Genomic DNA, 19,264 nt, shown 5'->3' with positions numbered 1-19,264 from the left:
ACGCGCCCAGCTACGCAACAGGCAGCCGCCCAACGCAACAGGCGTGCCATCAACCCACGCACGGCGCGGGCCCCCTGATCAGATTGCCGGGGGTCTGGGGGCAGCGCCCCCAGGAGAAGCACGCAACGCGAGGTCGCCGCCCGCAAAGCGACCACCCACCAAGCCGCGGCAGACAAAGGCGACCACCCACAAAGCCGCAGCAGGAAAAGGCGACCACCCACCAGGCCGCGTCCGGCAAGGCCACAGGTCAAGCCCCACCCAGCCACCACCCGACCCCAAGCTGACCCAAGCTGCCGCAGGCTGACGCAGGCGTCCCCCCAACAAAAGGACCCCCCGAGCCCAAAAGCTACTCAGGGGGTCCGACAAGATCAGCAACTCACCGCCGCATGAACGGCGGCACGTCAACCTCGTCGTCAGGGTCCTCGGTAACGGGAACCGGCCGAGAGGGCAGCGACCCGTTGGGCGACAGGGACCGGGGCACCGAGGACGCGTACCCGTTCCCCTGAGCCGGCGAGGGCTGCGGCGGCACCGTGGTGGGAGGCTGCTGCTGCACGGGCGGAGCCTGCCGAACCTCGGCCTGGACCTGGGGCTGGACCGGCTGCTGAACCGGAGCCTGCACGACAGGAGCCTGAACAGGAGGCTGCACGGGCGGCGGCGTCTGGGCCACCGGCTGCTGCACGTGGGTCGGCGTGGCCGTGGCGGAGGCGATCGGCCCGGTCGCCGTCCGAGGCGGCGAGGACAGCGCCGTCGGCTCCAGCTTCTTGTGGGTCGGGCCTCCGCTGTCGAAGCCGGCCGCGATCACCGTGACCCGGACCTCGTCGCCCAGGGAGTCGTCGATGACCGTACCGAAGATAATGTTCGCGTCGGGGTGCGCGGCCTCCTGGACCAGCGAAGCCGACTCGTTGATCTCGAACAGTCCCAGGTCGGAGCCGCCGGCGATGGACAGCAGGACGCCGTGCGCGCCCTCCATCGAGGCTTCCAGCAGGGGCGAGTTGATGGCCTTCTGGGCGGCTTGCACCGCTCGGCCCTCTCCTCGTGCCGAGCCGATGCCCATCAACGCCGAGCCCGCGCCGGACATGACCGACTTGACGTCGGCGAAGTCCAGGTTGATCAGACCGGGGGTCGTGATCAGGTCGGTGATGCCCTGGACACCGGACAGGAGCACCTCGTCCGCGGAGCGGAAGGCGTCCATCAGGCTCACGCCGATGTCGCCGAGCTGCAGCAGCCTGTCGTTCGGGATGACGATGAGCGTGTCGCACTCGTTGCGCAGCGCCTGGATGCCGTCTTCGGCCTGCTTGGCGCGGCGCTTGCCCTCGAAGGAGAACGGGCGCGTCACGACACCGATGGTCAGTGCGCCGAGCTTGCGGGCGATCGAGGCCACCACCGGCGCACCGCCGGTGCCCGTGCCACCGCCCTCACCTGCGGTGACGAAGACCATGTCGGCCCCCTTGAGGACCTCCTCGATCTCCTCGCGGTGGTCTTCGGCGGCCCTGTGCCCGACCTCGGGGTTCGCGCCGGCACCGAGACCGCGGGTCAACTCGCGGCCGATGTCGAGCTTCACGTCGGCATCAGACATCAGCAAGGCCTGGGCGTCGGTGTTCACCGCGATGAACTCGACGCCCTTCAGCCCGACCTCGATCATGCGGTTGACGGCGTTGACACCGCCACCACCGATGCCGACGACCTTGATCACCGCGAGGTAGTTGTGCGGGGGCGTCATCGGATCCGCCTTCCTGATCGTGGTCCGCGCTGTGGTGCTGGGTGTGCTGCACCCGGATTGAAACTCTCGACCTCTCATCGAGACCCAGAGTTATGTCAACCCCGTATGTTCCTGCTGGACGGTAAGCACCAGCGGTGCGTCGGTCCAGCAGCCACGCCGTAGGGTCCCAACACTGTGCGCTACTACTCCCCGGTCGTGCCGTCAAGTAGCGGCGTACGGTCCTGAGTACGACGCACCCCAAGCCTAGTCGGACCGCGAATCGGAGATCGTCTCACCCGTCCTATCGACGATTTTTCCACCGGTTCCGCCGGGCCACGAGATCCGGCGGCCTGGTCTCCGGCGGTTCCGTCCAGCAGTTGCCGGACCACGTCGAGGTGCGCGAGCACCCGGTGGACCGAGACGGTCCGGTCACCCGGAACGGCACCTCGGCGTCGCGTCGACGTCCGGGAGGCCCTCGACCTCCAGCCCGATCGCGGCGTTCAAGCAGGTCCAACGGGGCCGCGCACGTCGCACGTTCATCAGCGACGAAGGGCGGTACAACCCCACTGCCTGTCGCACCTCAACCGTCCCTTGTGGACGTTCAGGCGACCCTGGAGTACTTCCTTCGGGTGACAACGACCGATCCGGCTAATACCGCGAGTGGCTGTCCGATGAGCACGGTAGTCGTTCATCACCAGGAGGCATGTCTTGGCACCCGCACCCGCGTCCGTGCGTTCGCTCGTCGTCGAAGCGATCGTCCTGGAACTCGTCACGAGCAGGCTGGGCAGCCTCGTCGTGCGGGTCGCGATGGCGCGGCTGAGGCCGAACGGCTAGCACGACACCCAGGAGAACCCCTTGTGCTCCCAACCGATTCATCGGTCCTCGAACCGGCGGTCCCGCCGGCTCCCCACGCCGTCACGGCCACCGGCACCACGGCGATGACGAGCACGACCTCGAACTGAAGGACCTCAGTGGAAACTCTTCCACCGGTAGTGACCATCGGACCGGAGTCGCCGCCGAAGCGCCGGCCACCGTGGCTCGCGATCGGGTTCACCGTGGTGGCGCTGACAGCGGGCGGGCTCGGCTTCGGCCTGGGCAGGGCCACCGGTCCCGACCTGCTGCGCTCCGGCGGCACGAGCCCGGCCTCCACCTCGTCCTCGCCGAACGTGTTCACGATCAGCGGGTCGATGACCGTCAACGGCCGGTGCGGTGCGGGTGGCTACACGGACATCACGCTCGGCGGGCAGGTTGAGATCGTGAACCAGGACAACGAGGTGCTGGGCGTCGGCACGCTGCAGGGCGGCACCGGCTCGTGCTCCTTCAGGTTCACCGTGAGCGGCATCCCCGAGGGGGAACGGCTCTACGGCGCGAAGATCGGCAACGCCAGCCGCGGCGTCATCTGGCACTCCGAGCAGGACGCGAAGCACCAGGGCTTCCACCTGACGCTCGGCTGAGCGCCAGGCCGCGCCTAGGAAACCGTGGCCAGGTCCGGCGACGACACGTCGTAGGTCGTGCCTGGCCGCGAGAGCAGCACGAGCAGCACGGCCGCCTTGCGTGCCGTGTCGTCGGAGCTGCCCCACTTCACCACGCGGTTCCCCGACAGCGTCAGCTTCACGTCGGCACCGGTCGTCGCCGCCACCGACACCACGTCGGGCCGCAGCTTCTCCGGCAGCTCGTTCAGGACCCCGACCACGGCGCGAGTGGCCGGGTCCGAGGACGACGGCAGCGTCAGCACCAGTTCGGGCACGCCCGGCGCGGCGGCCGGGAGGACCGCGTAGTCCTTGCCGGTCGAGTCGACGAGGTGGAAGCCGTCGGGCAGCTTCACCGAGCCGATCGGGGCGCGTTCGGTGAGCAGCAGCCGGACCGTGCCCGGGAGCTGGCGCTCCACCTCCACGGCGGCGACACGGGGAATGCCCGCCACGCGGTCGTGGATCTCCTTGAGGTCCAGGCGGATCAGCGGTGAGCCGGCCTCGATCGCCGCGACGGCGCGGACCTCGTCCTCGGTCAGCACGCCGTTGCCGCGGACGTCGACCTGCCGGACGCCGAGCAACGGGGTGAAGAAGACGCAGTAGGCCAGCCCCACCACGGACAGCACTGTCAGCAGCGCCACCAGGCGGCGGCGCAGGATCACCCTGCGCCGCGCCCGGTACTCAGCGCTCTTCGGTCTCCGGTTCGCGGAGCGAGCTCGCGTGGACCTGCCACGAACCGGTGCGCTCATGACAGCGCGCTGACGATCTCGGGACCGAGCATCGTCACGTCACCGGCGCCCATGGTCACCACCAGGTCGCCCTCCCGCGCCAGCGAGGCCACCAGCCCCGGCACGCGGTCGAACGACGGCTCGTAGTGCACGGACGCCGTGACCTGCTCGGCGATCAGCCCGCCGGTCACACCGGGTTCCGGCTCCTCGCGGGCACCGTAGACGTCCAGCACCACGACCTCGTCCGCCAGCGACAGGGCGGCGGCGAACTCCGTGGCGAACGTGCGCGTCCTCGAGTACAGGTGCGGCTGGAACACCACGATCACCCGGCCAGCACCGGCGACCGGACGCGCGGCACGCAGCTGCGCGTCGACCTCGGTCGGGTGGTGCGCGTAGTCGTCGTACACCGACACGCCCTTGCCGCGGCCCTTGAACTCGAACCGCCGCCGCACGCCACCGAACGCCGCGAGGCCTTCGAGCAGCCCGGCCTGGTCCGCGCCGAGCTCCAGACCGGCCAGCAGAGCGCCGATCGCGTTCAGCGCCATGTGCTCGCCCGGCACCGCGACCCGGACCTCGACGGCCACGCCGTCGATCTCGACGGACGCCAGGCCGCCGGACTCCAGCGGCTTGTAGTCGACCAGGCGCGCGTCGGACGCGGTGCGGCCGTACTCGCGCACCCGGATACCACGCGCCCGCGCCTCGGCGATCAGGCGAGCAGCGCCAGGATCGTCCACACAGGACACCAGCACGCCGCCCGGCACGATCCGCTCCAGGAACGAGTCGAACACGGCCGTGTAGGCCTCGACGGTGCCGTGGTGGTCGAGGTGGTCGGCCTCGACGTTCGTCACGACGGCGACGGACGGCGAGAAGAACAGGAACGAGCCGTCGGACTCGTCCGCCTCGGCCACGAACACGCCGCCGGTGCCCTGGTGGGCGTTGGCGCCGGACTCGTTCAGGTCACCACCGATCGCGAACGACGGGTCGACCCGGCAGTGCTGCAACGCGACGGTGAGCATCGACGTGGTCGACGTCTTGCCGTGCGTGCCGGCGACGCACACGACGCGGTGGTCTTCCATCAACGCCGCGAGCGCCTCGGCCCGGCGCAGCACGGTGATGCCGCGCTCACGGGCCGACGCGTACTCGGGGTTCGTGTCCTTGATCGCGGTCGACACGACGACCTCGGTCGGACCGCCCACGAGCTGGTCCAGGTTCGAGGCGGCGTGACCGACGGCGATCCGCGCGCCCTGGGCCCGCAGGGCCAGCACGGTCCGCGAGTCCTTGGCGTCCGATCCGGACACCTGCACGCCGCGCGCCAGCAGGATGCGGGCGATACCGCTCATGCCGGCACCACCGATGCCGACGAGGTGAACGCGTTCGAGGGTCATTTCTTGATCACATCCAGGACGGAACGGGCCAGGATCTCGTCCGCCTCACGACGGCCGGTGCCGAGCGTCGCGCGGGACATCTGCGCGAGCCGGTTGCGGTCCGCCATGAGCGGCACCACCAGCGATGCGACCTTCTCCGGCGTGAGCTCGGCGTCCGGCACCAGCAGGCCGCCGCCCGCGGAGACGACCGGGCCGGCGTTCAGCGCCTGCTCACCGTTGCCGATGGGCAGCGGCACGAACACCGCGGGCAGGCCGACGGCCGACACCTCGGCGACGGTCATCGCGCCCGAACGGCACAGCACGGCGTCCGCGGCGGCGTACGCCAGGTCCATGCGCTCCAGGTACGGCACCGGCACGTACGCCGGGGCGCCCGGGATCTGTTGCACCGCAACCGAGTTCTTCGGCCCGTAGGCGTGCAGCACACCCACGCCCGCACGGGCGAACTCCGCCGCGACCGGCGCCACGGCCTCGTTGATCGAACGCGCGCCCTGGGAACCGCCGAACACCAGCAGCACCGGAGCGTGCGGGTCGAGGCCGAAGAACCGGCGGGCCTCGTCGCGCAGCGCGGCGCGGTCCAGCGACGTGATCGACTGGCGCAGCGGGATGCCGATGATCTGCGCGTCCACCAGGCCGGAGTCCGGCACGGCCGCGGCGACGTGCGCGGCGAACTTGGCGCCGACCTTGTTCGCGAGACCGGCCTTGGCGTTCGCCTCGTGCACCACGATCGGGATGCGGCCGCGCGCGGCGAGGTAGGCGGGCAGCGCCACGTAGCCGCCGAACCCGACGACGACGTCCGCGCCGACGCGCTCGAGCACCTCACGGGTCTGCTTCACGGCGCCGCGCACGTTCAGCGGCAGCTTCAGCAGGTCCAGGGTGGGCTTGCGCGGCATCGGCACCGGCGGGATCAGCTCCAGCGGGTAACCGCGGGCCGGCACGATCTTGTTCTCCAGGCCGCGTTCGGTGCCGAGCGCGACGACACGCGCGTCCGGTCGCAGCCGCATGACCGCGTCGGCCAGCGCCAGTGCCGGCTCGATGTGGCCCGCGGTACCACCGCCGGCGACCACGACGCACGGACCACTGGGGGCAGGGTGCCCGGTCAAGACTTCTCCCAAGTTTGTGTCGGCTGGTCAATCACGTCAGTTCGATCGCCCGCGACCGCGGGTCGACCGGCCAAGCTCAGAACGGCCCTGTGTGCGCCGCGAGTCGCGGCGACGGTACTCCGAGGGCGGAGCGGACCTTCCAGCCATACGACGTTCGTCCATGACCGGAAGTTGCTGCGTGCGTGAACGGCCTGGTGCGCGGGGAGGCGTGGACGGGCGGACCGGCTTGCGCTTGGCCGGTGGCCGGTACGCCTCGGGCGCGGGCAGCCTGAGCAGTCCGCCGACGCGGCCGGGACCGAGCGAACGCAGCGCCGACACGGCCTCGGGCTCGTGCCGGGCGCAGTTCGCCAGGATGCCGAACACGATCATGGTCGTCACGATCGAGGTACCGCCGGAGGAGATCATCGGCAGCGTGAGGCCCGTGACGGGCAGCAGCTGCACGACGTAGCCGATGTTGATCGCGGCCTGTGCGACGAGCCACACCGTCAGCGTCGCGGCCACGATCCGGATCCACGGGTCGGTGTTGCGCGACGCGATCCGCAGGCCGACCCACGCGAGACCGCCGAACAGCACCAGCACCAGCCCGCACCCGACGAACCCGAGCTCCTCGCCGATGACGGCGAAGATGAAGTCCGACTCGACGTTGGGCAGGTACCGCCACTGCGAGCTGCCCCGCGCGAGTCCCTTGCCGAACAGGCCACCGTCGGCGAGCGCGAACATCGCCTGCCGCGCCTGGTGACCGGCTCCGTCGGGATCGGCGTCGGGGTTGAGGAACGACGTGACGCGCTGCAGGCGGTACGTGGCACCGATCGCGAGCACTACGGCACCCGCCACCGCGCCACCGGCGATCACGCCGAACAACCGCATCGGCGCGCCCACGAACCACAGCAGGCTGATCAGCACGACGCCGAGCGTGATCGTGCCGCCGAGGTCGGGCTGCAGCATGACCAGCGCGAACACCAGCATCGCCACCGGCACGACGGGGACCAGCAGGTGCCGGTACTGCGACAGCAGCGCCCGCTTGGTGACCAGGACGTGCGCACCCCACAGCGCCAGTGCGAGCTTCACGGCCTCGATCGGCTGGAACGAGATGGGCCCGAGCGTGAACCACGACCGCGCGCCACCGCGGACGTCACCGAGCGGCGTCAGCACCAGCGCCAGCAACAGCACGCCGATGCCCATCGCGGCCGTCGAGAAGTGCCGCAGCTTGCGCAACGGGAACCGCAGCATCACCCAGAACAGCACCGCGCCGATGCAGACGTAGATCAGCTGCTTCTGGAACACGCTGTACGCGGACACGCCCGACGCGACCTGCCCCGGCGCCGACGCCGACAGCACCATCACCAGGCCGAGCACGGTGAGCATGCCGAAGATCGCGAGCAACAGGTGGAAGTCGGCGAGCGGGCGGCTGAGCCACGAGGTCATACCGCTGCGCAACGACGCGACACGGCCCGCGGGACGAACCTTCCGCTTGTTCCTCGGCTTGTCGGCGACGACGGTCACCGGATCATCGTCTCCTGTGTCAAGCGCTCGAACGGGGATTCCTGGGGCGTGTCGCCCCTTTCGCTGGAGCGTGCCGCCCTTTCGAACCCTACCGGCCACCCGTGAGGCGCTTGACGGCGTCCGTGAACGCCTGCCCCCGGTGCGCGTAGTCGGTGAACATGTCCATCGACGCCGCCGCGGGCGCGAGCAGCACCGTGTCACCGGGCTGTGCGAGCTCCTGGGCGGCGCGGACGACGTCGAGCATCGGGTCGTCGGCGTCGGCGAGGTCGAGCGAGCGCACCGGCACGTCCGGCGCGTGCTTCGCCAGCGCGTCCGCGATGACCTGCCGGTCCGCGCCGATCAGCACAGCGCCCCGCAGCCGGCGGGCCTCGGTCCGCACCATCTCCTCGACCGACGCACCCTTGAGCAGTCCGCCGGCGATCCAGACGACGCTGTCGAACGCCCGCAGGGACGCCACGGCCGCGTGCGGGTTCGTCGCCTTCGAGTCGTTGACGTACTTCACGTCGGCGGCGTCCACGGTGACGAGCACGGCGCGGTGCGCCGCCGGTTCGAACGCCTCCAAGCCCTCGCGCACGGCCTCGGACGGCACGCCGTAGGCGCGTGCCAGGGCCGTGGCGGCCAGTGCGTCCGCGATGCCGGGAGGGCCTGCCGGACGGATCTTCGCGACCTCGACCAGCGCCTCGTCGTCGGCGAACGCCCGGTCGACCAGCCAGCCGTCGCGCACGCCGAGCTGGCCGTCCTCGGGCTCGTCGAGCGTGAAGCCGATCCGGTCCCGTGCGGGCGAACCCTCCAGCAGGTCGCCGACCAGCTCGTCGTCGAGCCAGCCGATCGCCACGTCACCGGTGAGGATCTGGGCCTTGGCCGCGGCGTAGGCCTCCATGCCGCCGTGCCAGTCGAGGTGGTCCTCGGCGAGGTTGAGCAGCGCACCGGCCTGAGGGCGCACCGACGGCGCCCAGTACAGCTGGAAGCTCGACAGCTCCACCGCGAGGACCCGGCGTCCGGCCAGCAGCGCGTCCACGACGGGCAGGCCGACGTTGCCGCAGGCCACGGCGTCCGCGCCGGCGGCGTGCAGGATCGACTCCAGCATGCCGACCGTCGTGGTCTTGCCGTTCGTGCCCGTCACCGCGAGCCACACCGGCGGGTCGGCGAGCTCGGTGCCCATCCGCCAGGCCAGCTCGACCTCGCCGATCACCTCGATGCCCGCCGAGGCGGCGGCCGCGAGCAGCCGGCTCGACGGCTGCCAGCCGGGGCTCGTGACCACGAGGGACGTGCCGGCCGGCGGTTCCGTCAGGCCGGGCACCAGTTCCACGCCTTCGAGCAGGGTCTCCAACGCCGCGAGGCGTTCCGGCGACGAGTCCGTCACCACGACCTCGGCGCCCGCCGCGAGCAACGCCTCCGCGGCGGACCGGCCGGTCACTCCAGCACCGGCCACCAGCACCTTTGAACCGGCCAGCTTGGTCATAGCTCTAGAAACCGCCCGTCAGCCACTCGCTGTAGAACACACCGAGCCCGAACATGCAGCAGATGCCCGCCATCAGCCAGAACCGGATGATGACCGTGGTCTCCGCCCAGCCCGCGAGCTCGAAGTGGTGGTGGAACGGGGCCATGCGGAACAGGCGCCGTCGCGAGGTGCGGAAGACCGCGACCTGCAACGCCACCGACAGGGCCTCGACCACGAACAGACCACCGATGACGATCATCAGCAGCTCGGTGCGGGTCGCGATCGCGAGACCGGCGACGAGGCCGCCGAGCGCGAGCGACCCGGTGTCACCCATGAAGATCTTGGCCGGAGCGGCGTTCCACCAGAGGAAGCCGATGCAGCCGGCCATCGCGGCCGCGGCGATCACGGCCAGGTCCAGCGGGTCGCGCACGTCGTAGCAGCCCGCGACGGCGTAGCTGGAGCAGTTGTAGCGGAACTGCCAGAAGGAGATCACCACGTAGGTGCCGAACACCATCGCCGACGAGCCGCCGGCCAGGCCGTCGAGGCCGTCGGTGAGGTTCACGGCGTTCGACCACGCGGCGACCATGCCGTAGCAGAAGACGATGAACCCGACGACGCCGAACGAGACCACGGTGATGTCGCGGACGAACGACAGGTTGACCGACGCGGGCGTCAGGCCGTCCTTGTTCGGGAACTGCAGCACCAGGATCGCGAACGTGATGGTCGCGATGAACTGGCCGACCAGCTTCGCCGTCTTGTTCAGGCCCAGGTTGCGGGCCTTGCGGATCTTGATGAAGTCGTCGAGGAAGCCGACGACGCCGAGCGACGTGGTCAGCATCAGCACGAGCAGGCCGGACGCCGACGGGGTCTGCCCGGACGCCGAGGCCGACATCGAGTTCACGAGGTGCGTGCCGAGGTAACCGGCCCACATCGCGACCAGGATGGCGAGGCCACCCATGGTCGGCGTACCGCGCTTGGTCTTGTGGTGCTGCGGACCGTCCTCGCGGATCTCCTGGCCGAAGCCCTGGCGAGAGAAGATCTTGATCAGGTAGGGCGTCAGCAGGATCGACACTGCCAGTGCGATCGCTGCGGCGATCAGGATGCTCTTCACTTGGTTCCTGCCTCCAGCAGGGCCTCGGCAATGCGCCACAGGCGATAGGCGTTGGATGCCTTGACCAGCACTACGTCACCGGGCCGGACTTCCCCCTGCAGCAACTCGATCGCCGCGTCCGCGTCCGGCACCCTGACGGATTCGTCTCCCCAAGATCCTTCCAGGTGCGCACCCTGGTGCATCGCGCGGGCCGCTTCACCGACGACGACCAGCTTGCTGATGTCGAGGCGCACCACCAGACGGCCGATCTCGTCGTGCTCGCGCACCGCGTCGTCGCCCAGTTCCGCCATCGGGCCGAGGACGGCCCAGCTGCGGCGGGCGGGCGTGGTGGCGCGCGAGATCGACGCGAGTGCCTTCAGGGCCGCCCGCACCGAGTCGGGGTTCGCGTTGTAGGCGTCGTCGATGACCGTCACGCCGTCCGCGCGGTCGGTGATGACCATGCGGTGTGCGGAGACCCGTTCCGCCGCGCCGAGCCGCTGCGCGACCTCGGCCGGCGTGGCGCCCAGTTCGAGGGCGATCGCCGCGGCGACCAGCGCGTTGCCCACCTGATGCGTGCCGTTGACCGCGAGCTTGACCTGGGCGTCGCCCTGCGCGGTCTTCAGCGTGAAGCTCGCGCGGGCCTGCTCGTCCAGCTCGATGTCGACGGCGCGGACGTCCGCGTTCGGGTTCTCGCCGACCAGGACGACCTTGGCCTTCGTGCGGCTCGCCATGCCCGCGACCAGCGGGTCGTCGGCGTTGAGGATCGCGACGCCGTCCTCCGGCAGCGACTCGACGAGCTCGCCCTTGCCCTGCGCGATGCCCTCGCGCGAACCGAACTCGCTGAGGTGCGCGCTGCCGACGTTGAGCACGGCACCGAAGCGCGGCGGCGCGATCTCGCAGAGGTGCGCGATGTGGCCGATGCCGCGCGCGGACAGTTCCAGCACCAGGAACTTCGTGTTCTCGGTGGCCCGGAGCGCGGTCCACGGGTGGCCGAGTTCGTTGTTGAACGAGCCGGGTGGCGCGATGGTCTCCCCGACCGGCGCCAGCACCTGCGCGATCAGGTCCTTGGTGGACGTCTTGCCCGCGGAGCCGGTGATGCCGACGATCGTCAGGGCCTCCAGCCGGTCCGTGACGTGGCGGGCGAGCTTGGCCAGGGCCTCCAGCACCGCCGCGCCCTCGCCGCCGCGGTCGCCCGCGAGCACGTAGGCGTTGGCGTGCTTGGTCTCCACCGGCGGCGCGATGACCGCGGGGGCGTCGACCTCGCGGCCCGCCAGCACACCGGCCGCGCCCGACGCCACGGCCTGCGCGGCGAAGTCGTGGCCGTCCACGCGTTCGCCGGGCAGCGCCAGGAAAAGACCCCCCTCGGTGACCTTGCGGGTGTCGAACTCGATGGTGCCGGTGACCACCGGACTGCCATCGGTCGCGTGCAGGCGTCCGCCGACGATCTCAGCGATCTCGGCGAGCGTGAGTGCGATCAACGGTGCGCCTCTCTGATCGCGGCGGTCAGCGTCTCGACGTCCGAGAACGGATGGACCACGCCGGCGATCTCCTGTCCCGTCTCGTGCCCCTTGCCCGCCACGACGACGACGTCACCCGGACGGGCCAGCTCCACGGCCTTTTCGATCGCGAGCCTCCGGTCGCCGATCTCGAGCACCTCGCCCCGGTTCGCGGTGGCGAGGGCGCCCTCGAGCATGGCGGCCCGAATGGAGGACGCGTCTTCGGTCCTGGGGTTGTCATCGGTGATGATCAACACCTCGGCGCGTTCGGCGGCGGCCTCGCCCATCATCGGCCGCTTGGCCCGGTCGCGGTCGCCACCGCAGCCGAGCACGACGATCACCCGGCCGTCGGTCTTGGCGCGCACGGCGTCGAGCGCGAGCGCGACGGCGGCGGGCTTGTGCGAGTAGTCGACGACGGCCGTGAAGGGCTGGCCCTCGTCGACGCGCTGCATGCGGCCGGGCACCTGGACGTTCTTCAGGCCTTCGGCGATCGCGTCCGCACCGATGCCCTCCAGGTGCAGGCAGGCGATGGCCAGCAGGGCGTTCGCGATGTTGAAGCTGCCCGCGAGCGGGAGGTGGATCCGGATGTCGCCGCCGGGGCCGTGCGCGGTGAACGTCTGCTCACCGGTCGGGCTCACCTCGACGTCGCTCGCGGTCCAGGTGGCGGGCTTGGTCGTGGCGACGGTGGTGGTGCCGGGCTTGACGAGCCGCTCGCCCCAGTCGCCGTCGACGCAGACGACCTCCTTGCGCGCGCGGCCGTCGAACAGCTGCGCCTTGACCTGGAAGTACTCCTCCATGTCGGCGTGGAAGTCGAGGTGGTCCTGGCTCAGGTTCGTGAAGGCGCCGATCTCGAACTCGGTGGCGGCGACGCGGCCCATGTGCAGCGCGTGGCTCGACACCTCCATCGCCACGTCGGTGACACCGCGTTCGGCCATGACCGCGAACAACGCCTGCAGGTCCGGAGCCTCGGGCGTGGTGTGCGAACTGCCGAGCTGCTCGGTGCCGATGCGGGTGCCGACCGTGCCGATCAGGCCGGTGTTCTTCCCGGCGGCGCGCAGCACCGACTCGATCATGTAGGTGGTGGTGGTCTTGCCGGACGTGCCGGTGACCCCCCACAACCTGATCTTCGTCGACGGCCGTCCGTAGACGTGCGCGGCGAGCAGGCCCACGACCTCACGGGGGCGCGGGTGGATCAGCACGGGCACGTCCTTGAGGGAGTCGCGCGCGGCTCCGGCCTCGTCCGTCAGCACGGCGACGGCACCGTTCGCGATCGCCGTCTCGGCGAAGTCGGCACCGTGGACGTGGGCACCGGGCAACGCGGCGTACAGGTCTCCGGGGACCACGTGCTGTGCACGCAGAGTCACCCCCGTCACCTGGACGTCGGCATGCGCTGGCCTGGTCAGGTGCACGTCGGCGACCGCGGCGAGAGCAGCCACGGAAGCAGGGCGAATGGCGTTGGGGCGGGGCGGGGCGGTCGCGACCTTGCCCTCGAGCTTGGCAGGCACGGGCAAGAGGCTACCGGCGTGCACGGAGTGGCCGAGCGGCGCGTTGGCGTTCGGGTGATGATCGGCGGATCTGGGCCGTTCGAGTGGCCCGCCGCGCTGGTCTTCGTGGGCGAGCCCGTCCGGCCGCACAAGTTCCTGCCCGCTTCGTGACTTAGTGCCCTGTGAGCGCTCGTGCGGCTGCGGTGAGGTGGAAGGCGGCAGGAGGCGGCGATGAGAACCAGCTCGGCGGTGCAGCCCAGGAGGTTTTCCTTCTGGGCACCGGATTTCAGTCGTTCCGTGACGGTCGGGGTGGACGCGTCCGAAACCGCGTACCACGCGTTCGAGTGGGCCGCGCGGCACGCGTGGTCGCTCAGGACGGATCTGCAGGTGTTCCTGGCGGACCCCGGCGACACGACGGTCCAGCGGGTCCTGGAACGGCTCCCGATGCTCACCGCCCACTTCCGCCCGAGCGGAGACGACCCGGTGGCCGCACTGGTGAGGGCGTCGGACTCCAGCGCGACCTTGGTCTTGGGGTGCAAAGGCGAACAGCACCGCAGCCTGGGGCTGGGTTCCCTCGTCCTCCCGGTGTTGCGCCGCGCGCGGTGCGGAGTCGTGGTGGTGCGCGGCCGTCCCAAGGCGATCCGCGGCGAACACGGCTGGATCACCGCTGCCGTCGGCGGGTGCGAGGACCCGGTCGTGCTGCGGCGCGCGGTCGAGCTCTGTCGCACCCGCCGAGCGAGGCTGCGTCTGCTGCACGTCCACCCGCCGGCCCAGCACGGCGCGACCGTGCCGCGGGACGAGGCGGCGGTCCGCCGGGCCGTGCTGTTCCTGCGCACCACCGCTCCCGAGCTGACGCCCGAGGTGCTGGTGGAGTCACGGCATCCGCACGAGGCCTTGGCCGAACTGGACTCGGACCTGGTGGTCGTGGGACGCGGCGGGCAGCACGACGGCGTCGGTCTGATCACGCGGGCGGCGCTCTACCACTCGTCCTGCCCCGTGCTGGTGGCCCGGCCGGAGCCGTTGCAGGACGACCGCGCGACGCTCTAACAGGCCTTGCGCAGCACTGTTCCCGTCGTGCCCGGCAAGGCCACGGAGGTCACCGGCGCGCCCGTCTCGTTGGTCTGCGTCTCGTCGAGCCTGATCGTCACGGGCGCGCTACCGGTCCTGTTGGCGTTGACGATCACGGTGCCGCACTCGAAGTCGCGCTGGTGCACGTTCTTCGCGATCTCGTGGTGGGCGCCGAGCGGGGTGCCGAGGTCCCAGTCGTACTCGGTGCGCCACTGCGAGGGGTTGTCGTAGCGGTCGATCTCCGAGATCGCCGCGTGCTCGCCCTTGGCCAGCAGGTAGCTCGCGAAGGCGTAGCGGAACGGCTGCTCGGCACCGCTGTGGTGCGGCTGGACCCAGGTGATCTTGCCCTTGGCCTCGTTGGCGGTGATCTCCTCGATCTGCCTGCTCCAGCCCTGCGGGTACTCGGAGAGCAGGTCCTCGTCGCCGAAGGTCAGCCACCACTCGTCGAAGCCGCCGTCGAGGTGCTCGACGTAGGAGTTCCAGGCGCCGTCGTGCAGACGGGCGTTCGACATGTTCGCGACGGTCTTGAGGCCCGCGTCCACGAACTTCTGCCGGGTGCCGGCGAGCATCGAGCGGTAGGCCTCGCGCATCGACTCGTCGGTCGGGTACGCGGCCGGGCAGACGCCGTCGTGGTAGGTGTCGCAGGCGAACAGCGCGTTGTCCATCAGGACGCCGTCGAAGACCTCGGCCGAGGACGCGATCACGTTGTCGGCCCAGGCGTTCTGGTACGCGGTGTTGCCGACGTCCATCTGCCAGTGGCCCTTGTAGCCGTCGTACTCGAGGCGGTTGCCGGCGGAGTCGCGCAGGAACCACGACGGGTCGGCCGCGCAGTAGCCGACGCCGGTGGGCAGGTCGGCATCGTCGACACCGTTCGAACACGCGTAGCTGCGCGTCGACGAGAGATCCTTGTAGACGAAGGTCTGGATCTTCGGATTGGCCTTCTTGAACTTCGCGGCCAGATCGCTTTCCCAGGCGTTCAGCACCACGTACGAACGGCGTCGCGCTTCGGTTTCGATCATTTGATCGCTTACGGGGGTGCTGTTCATGTGGAGCCAAAACGACTCAGCCGTCAATTCGTTCTCACCTGCTTGACCTGCGGGAACCATGGTCACCGCCAGAACTCCCGCCAAGATCGAAATGCTGGATGAACGCACGCCGAACCCCATCTCGCCTTGCCACTCCGGTTTGGGAGCATTAGACGTGATGGATTGCGTCTCATTACGAAAAGTTTTTCACTGTCAAAACAGAAATGCCTTGTGTCACGCCTGGGCGTGGTTTACATCACTTGCACGACAGGCGCTTCCTGCCGACAATGCGCTTCCGCCGCGCCCAGCTACATCTGCAGCTGGACGAACGGGGTCTGCTCGACTGACATCGGCACCTGGAACCGCTGGGTCAGGTAGGTCGCGATGTCGTGGAACAGCGGCGCGGCCGACCCGCTGAACGGGGTGCCCGTCGGCGCGTCGAGCATGATGCCGACGACGTAGCGCGGGTTGTCGGCGGGGAGGATGCCCGCGAACGTGATCCAGTACTGGGACTGGGAGTAGCACTTGCAGTTCTGGTCGATCTGCTGCGCCGTGCCGGTCTTGCCCGCGATCTGGTAGCCGGGCAGGGCGGCCTGCTTGCCGGTGCCGTTCTGGTTCGCGTCGCGCGGGTCGGACTGCGTGACCGAGCGGAACATGTCACGCACGGTCTTCGCGGTCTCCGGCGACACGACGCGCACGCCCTCGGGCCGTTGCTTCTCCGACCGCGCGCCCTCCTCGCCGATCTCGGCGCGGATGAGCCGCGGCGGGATGCGCACGCCGTCGTTGGCGATGGCCTGGTACATGCCGGTCATCTGCAGCAGCGTCATCGAGAGGCCCTGGCCGATCGGCAGGTTGCCGAAGGTGGAGCCGGACCACTGGCCGAGCGGCGGGACCTGGCCCGCCTCCTCGGCTGGGACGCCGGAGTTGGTGCGGCGGCCGAGACCGAACTTCTGGAGCATCTCGGCGTAGCGCTCCTTGCCGACCTCCTGGGCGGCGATCAGCGTGCCGACGTTGGAGGACTTCGCGAAGACGCCGGTGAACGACATCGGCACGGTCCCGTGGTTCCACGCGTCCTTGATCGTCCGGTCGGCGACCTTGATCGACCCCGGCACCGACAGGACGTCGTCCGGCTTGAACAGGCCGTACTCGACGGCCGCGGCGGCCGTGACGATCTTGTTCACGGAGCCGGGCTCGAAGCTGTAGGCGACCGCGGTGTTGCGCTTCTGGTCCTCGGAGGCCTGACCGAAGTCCGTCGGGTCGTACGTCTTGTCGTTGGCCATCGCGACGATCTCGCCGGTGCGGCTGTCGAGCACGACGGCGGAGCCGTTCTTGGCACCGGACTTCTTGGTGTAGTCGCTGACCATCCGCTGGACCGCGTACTGCGTGTCGATGTCGATCGTCAGCTCGAGGCTCTTGCCGGGCTGCGGCTTCACCAGCTCGCGCTCGGTGTTCGGGATGACGAGGGTGTCGTCGCCCGACATCGTGTCGACCACGCGGCGGCCCGTCCGGCCCGCCAGCACGTTGTCCTGGGCGTTCTCCAGGCCGAGGATGCCCTGGACGGTCGGCGGCTTCTCCTCCTGGCGCCAGTTCGCCGCGCCGATGATGTTCGACGCCAGGTCGCCGTTGGGGTAGATGCGCTTGGAGCGGTACTCCGAACCGATCTCCGCCGGGTACTTCGCGACGATCTTCGCGGCCTTGGCGGGCTCGGCCTCGCTGACGAGGACCTCGTAGGAGATGTCCTTCACCAGCTGCTGGTAGACGGTCTCCTCGTCGGTCTTCTCCCCGTTGACCTCGGGTCCCAGCGTCGACGAGATGAACTTCGCCATCTCGCGTGCGCGGTCCTCATAGGTGCCCGGGTACTTCTTCTCGTCCTTCTTGTGGGCGTCGTCCCAGTTCTTCCGCGCACGCTGCGGAAGGATGTAGAGCGCGCGCACCTCGATCGAGAACGCGAGCTGGTTGCCGTTGCGGTCGAGGATCGAGCCGCGCTCGGCGGGGATGTCGATGGGCGTCGTGCGCTGCTTCTGCGCCTGCAGCGAGAGCTCCTGCGCCTGCAGGCCCTGCACCTGCACGAGCTTGACGCCCGCGATCACCAGGGCGCCGATCAGCAGGACGCGGCCGACTCCGATGCGCAGCCTGCTGTTGCCGCCCAGCTTTGCGGCAGGGCGGGAGCCGCGCACCGACAGCGGGCGGCGCGGCCCCCTCTGCTGCGGACCGGGCATCAGCCACCCGCCGGAGGAGTCGTGCCGGCGGGAGGCTGACCGGAGGCCGGGGGCTGGCCGGACGCCGGCGGCGCGGGCGGCTCGGAGGACGGCGGTGGCGGAGGCGTCGACTTGGTCGGCGCGCTCGGCTTGCCGAACTCCTCGATCGAGCCGTCCGGGTTCTGCCGCAGCCGTGCCGGGTTCGACGGCTGGACGAGGCCCATCTCGGTGGCGCGGCGCGCGAGGTCGGTCGGCGACTCGAGCAGCGCCACCTCACGGCGCAGCTGCTCCATCTGCAACGTCAGCCTCTCGGCCTCCGCCCGCGCCTCCTGCAGCCGGTAGGTGTCGGCGGCGGCCTGGGTGGAGAAGTACATGATCCCAGCGACGCCCGCGCCCAGCACGAGCATCACGAGCACGACGAAGGGCGCCTTGGAGGCGGCCTTCTGCTGCGGGTTCGCGGAGCCGCCCCGCAGGTTCGAGGCGCGCTGGGCCCGCCGCGCGTAGGCGCGCTCGGCACCGGCGGTCCGCCGCCGGGCCTTGTCCTTCTGCGCGGCCTTGTCCTTCGAGGGGTCGCGGGGCGACGGCCCGCCGACCCGTGCGGGTGCCGTCATCGCGGTGCTCCGATCCGCTCCGCCGCGCGCAGGCGCACCGGCGCCGCACGCGGGTTGTCCTCGATCTCCTGCTCGTTCGCGACTTCCGCGCCCCTCGTGAGCAACTTGATCTCGGGCCCGTGGCCCGGCAGCTCGACCGGCAGGCCCGGCGGCGTCTTGGACTTCGCCAGCTCCGCGAGCGCCTGCTTCACCATCCGGTCCTCCAGGGACTGGTACGACTCCACGACGATCCGCCCGCCGACGGCCAGCACGCCCAGGGCGGCGGGCAGCGCGAGGCGCAGGGACTCCAGCTCGCCGTTGACCTCGATCCGCAACGCCTGGAACGTGCGCTTCGCGGGATGTCCGCCGGTGCGCCGCGACGCCGCGGGCACGACGGCGTAGAGCAGCTCGACGAGCCGGCCGCTGTTGGTGAACGGCTCCTTCTCGCGCTCGCGCAGCACCGCGGAGGCGATCTTGCCCGCGAACCGCTCCTCGCCGTAGGTGGAGAGGACCCGCGCGAGGTCGCCGTGCGAGTACGTGTTCAGCACGTCCGCCGCCGTCATGCCGGTGCCCTTGGACATCCGCATGTCGAGCGGCGCGTCCTTCGAGTACGCGAACCCGCGCTCCTCCTCGTCGAGCTGCAACGAGGACACGCCGAGGTCCATCAGCACACCGTCCACGTGCGAGTAACCGAGGTCTTCCACGGCTTCGTCGATGTGGTCGTAGGTGACGTTGACGAGGTGGACGCGGTCGCCGTGGCGCGCGAGCCGCTCACCGGCCATCTCGATGGCCTGCGGGTCGCGGTCGAGCCCGATGAGCGTCAGCTCGGGGTGGGCGCTCAACAGCGCGTCGGAATGGCCGCCCATGCCGAGCGTCGTGTCGACGACGACGGCGGGCTTGCCGGAGAGCGCTGGAGCGAAGAGTTCCAGGACGCGGTCCAGCAGCACCGGAACGTGCCGCGGCTGATCCATCGTCCCTCTACTCCCCT

The 19,264-nt window shown here is 70.2% G+C and carries 16 protein-coding genes; 3 read left to right on the top strand and 13 right to left on the bottom strand.

The window, feature by feature from the left end; genetic code table 11:
- Positions 1 to 376 precede the first annotated feature (376 nt).
- Positions 377 to 1,720 carry a cell division protein FtsZ gene (ftsZ, locus tag ORI60_RS40825; protein ID WP_266043357.1) on the bottom strand — a complete coding sequence of 448 codons (1,344 nt, stop codon included), beginning with the start codon at positions 1,718 to 1,720 and terminating at the stop codon, positions 377 to 379.
- A gap of 687 nt (positions 1,721 to 2,407) precedes the next feature.
- Here ftsZ and ORI60_RS40820 point away from each other — a divergent pair.
- Together ORI60_RS40820 and ORI60_RS40815 are read left to right on the top strand one after the other, a co-directional pair.
- Entirely contained in the window at positions 2,408 to 2,533 is a 126-nt protein-coding gene (locus tag ORI60_RS40820) for a hypothetical protein (RefSeq protein ID WP_266043356.1), read from the top strand.
- Positions 2,534 to 2,691: 158 nt separating this feature from the next.
- Positions 2,692 to 3,153 carry a hypothetical protein gene (locus tag ORI60_RS40815; protein ID WP_266043355.1) on the top strand — a complete coding sequence of 154 codons (462 nt, stop codon included), beginning with the start codon at positions 2,692 to 2,694 and terminating at the stop codon, positions 3,151 to 3,153.
- A gap of 14 nt (positions 3,154 to 3,167) precedes the next feature.
- Here ORI60_RS40815 and ORI60_RS40810 read toward each other — a convergent pair whose 3' ends face one another.
- From ORI60_RS40810 to ORI60_RS40775, 8 genes are all read right to left on the bottom strand, one after another.
- Positions 3,168 to 3,917, bottom strand: a complete 750-nt coding sequence (locus ORI60_RS40810) for a cell division protein FtsQ/DivIB (protein WP_266043354.1) — start codon at positions 3,915 to 3,917, stop codon at positions 3,168 to 3,170.
- Entirely contained in the window at positions 3,914 to 5,281 is a 1,368-nt protein-coding gene (gene murC / locus ORI60_RS40805) for a UDP-N-acetylmuramate--L-alanine ligase (RefSeq protein WP_266043353.1), read from the bottom strand. The genes ORI60_RS40810 and murC overlap by 4 nt, the downstream gene beginning before the upstream one ends.
- Positions 5,278 to 6,381: an undecaprenyldiphospho-muramoylpentapeptide beta-N-acetylglucosaminyltransferase gene (gene murG, locus ORI60_RS40800; protein WP_266043352.1), complete on the bottom strand. Its 1,104-nt coding sequence runs from the start codon at positions 6,379 to 6,381 to the stop codon at positions 5,278 to 5,280. Before murG ends, murC begins: the two co-directional genes overlap by 4 nt.
- A 36-nt stretch (positions 6,382 to 6,417) precedes the next feature.
- Positions 6,418 to 7,884 carry a putative lipid II flippase FtsW gene (ftsW, locus tag ORI60_RS40795; protein ID WP_416234580.1) on the bottom strand — a complete coding sequence of 489 codons (1,467 nt, stop codon included), beginning with the start codon at positions 7,882 to 7,884 and terminating at the stop codon, positions 6,418 to 6,420.
- Between the two features lie 88 nt (positions 7,885 to 7,972).
- Positions 7,973 to 9,346 (bottom strand): UDP-N-acetylmuramoyl-L-alanine--D-glutamate ligase, encoded by a 1,374-nt coding sequence (murD, locus tag ORI60_RS40790; RefSeq protein ID WP_266043351.1) that lies wholly within the window; start codon positions 9,344 to 9,346, stop codon positions 7,973 to 7,975.
- 4 nt (positions 9,347 to 9,350) lie between these two features.
- Positions 9,351 to 10,436: a phospho-N-acetylmuramoyl-pentapeptide-transferase gene (gene mraY / locus ORI60_RS40785; RefSeq protein WP_266043350.1), complete on the bottom strand. Its 1,086-nt coding sequence runs from the start codon at positions 10,434 to 10,436 to the stop codon at positions 9,351 to 9,353.
- On the bottom strand, positions 10,433 to 11,893 hold the full coding sequence (locus tag ORI60_RS40780) for a UDP-N-acetylmuramoyl-tripeptide--D-alanyl-D-alanine ligase (protein WP_266043349.1): 1,461 nt from the start codon (positions 11,891 to 11,893) through the stop codon (positions 10,433 to 10,435). The genes mraY and ORI60_RS40780 overlap by 4 nt, the downstream gene beginning before the upstream one ends.
- Positions 11,890 to 13,416, bottom strand: a complete 1,527-nt coding sequence (locus ORI60_RS40775; protein WP_416234579.1) for a UDP-N-acetylmuramoyl-L-alanyl-D-glutamate--2,6-diaminopimelate ligase — start codon at positions 13,414 to 13,416, stop codon at positions 11,890 to 11,892. The genes ORI60_RS40780 and ORI60_RS40775 overlap by 4 nt, the downstream gene beginning before the upstream one ends.
- Before the next feature lie 276 nt (positions 13,417 to 13,692).
- On the opposite strand from ORI60_RS40775, the gene ORI60_RS40770 reads away from it, so the two are divergent.
- A complete protein-coding gene (locus tag ORI60_RS40770) occupies positions 13,693 to 14,442 on the top strand; it encodes a universal stress protein (protein WP_266043348.1) in 750 nt (249 codons plus the stop codon).
- Here ORI60_RS40770 and ORI60_RS40765 read toward each other — a convergent pair.
- From ORI60_RS40765 to rsmH, 4 genes are all read right to left on the bottom strand, one after another.
- On the bottom strand, positions 14,439 to 15,482 hold the full coding sequence (locus tag ORI60_RS40765; RefSeq protein ID WP_266043347.1) for a putative glycoside hydrolase: 1,044 nt from the start codon (positions 15,480 to 15,482) through the stop codon (positions 14,439 to 14,441). The genes ORI60_RS40770 and ORI60_RS40765 overlap by 4 nt on opposite strands.
- Before the next feature lie 314 nt (positions 15,483 to 15,796).
- Positions 15,797 to 17,707 (bottom strand): peptidoglycan D,D-transpeptidase FtsI family protein, encoded by a 1,911-nt coding sequence (locus ORI60_RS40760; RefSeq protein ID WP_266043346.1) that lies wholly within the window; start codon positions 17,705 to 17,707, stop codon positions 15,797 to 15,799.
- Positions 17,707 to 18,297: a hypothetical protein gene (locus tag ORI60_RS40755; RefSeq protein WP_266043345.1), complete on the bottom strand. Its 591-nt coding sequence runs from the start codon at positions 18,295 to 18,297 to the stop codon at positions 17,707 to 17,709. Before ORI60_RS40755 ends, ORI60_RS40760 begins: the two co-directional genes overlap by 1 nt.
- Positions 18,294 to 19,247: a 16S rRNA (cytosine(1402)-N(4))-methyltransferase RsmH gene (gene rsmH, locus ORI60_RS40750; protein ID WP_266043344.1), complete on the bottom strand. Its 954-nt coding sequence runs from the start codon at positions 19,245 to 19,247 to the stop codon at positions 18,294 to 18,296. The genes ORI60_RS40755 and rsmH overlap by 4 nt, the downstream gene beginning before the upstream one ends.
- Positions 19,248 to 19,264 lie beyond the last annotated feature (17 nt).

The organism is Lentzea sp. NEAU-D7 (assembly GCF_026242055.1).
Classification (GTDB): domain Bacteria; phylum Actinomycetota; class Actinomycetes; order Mycobacteriales; family Pseudonocardiaceae; genus Lentzea.
This window is presented reverse-complemented; position numbering and strand designations above follow the sequence as displayed.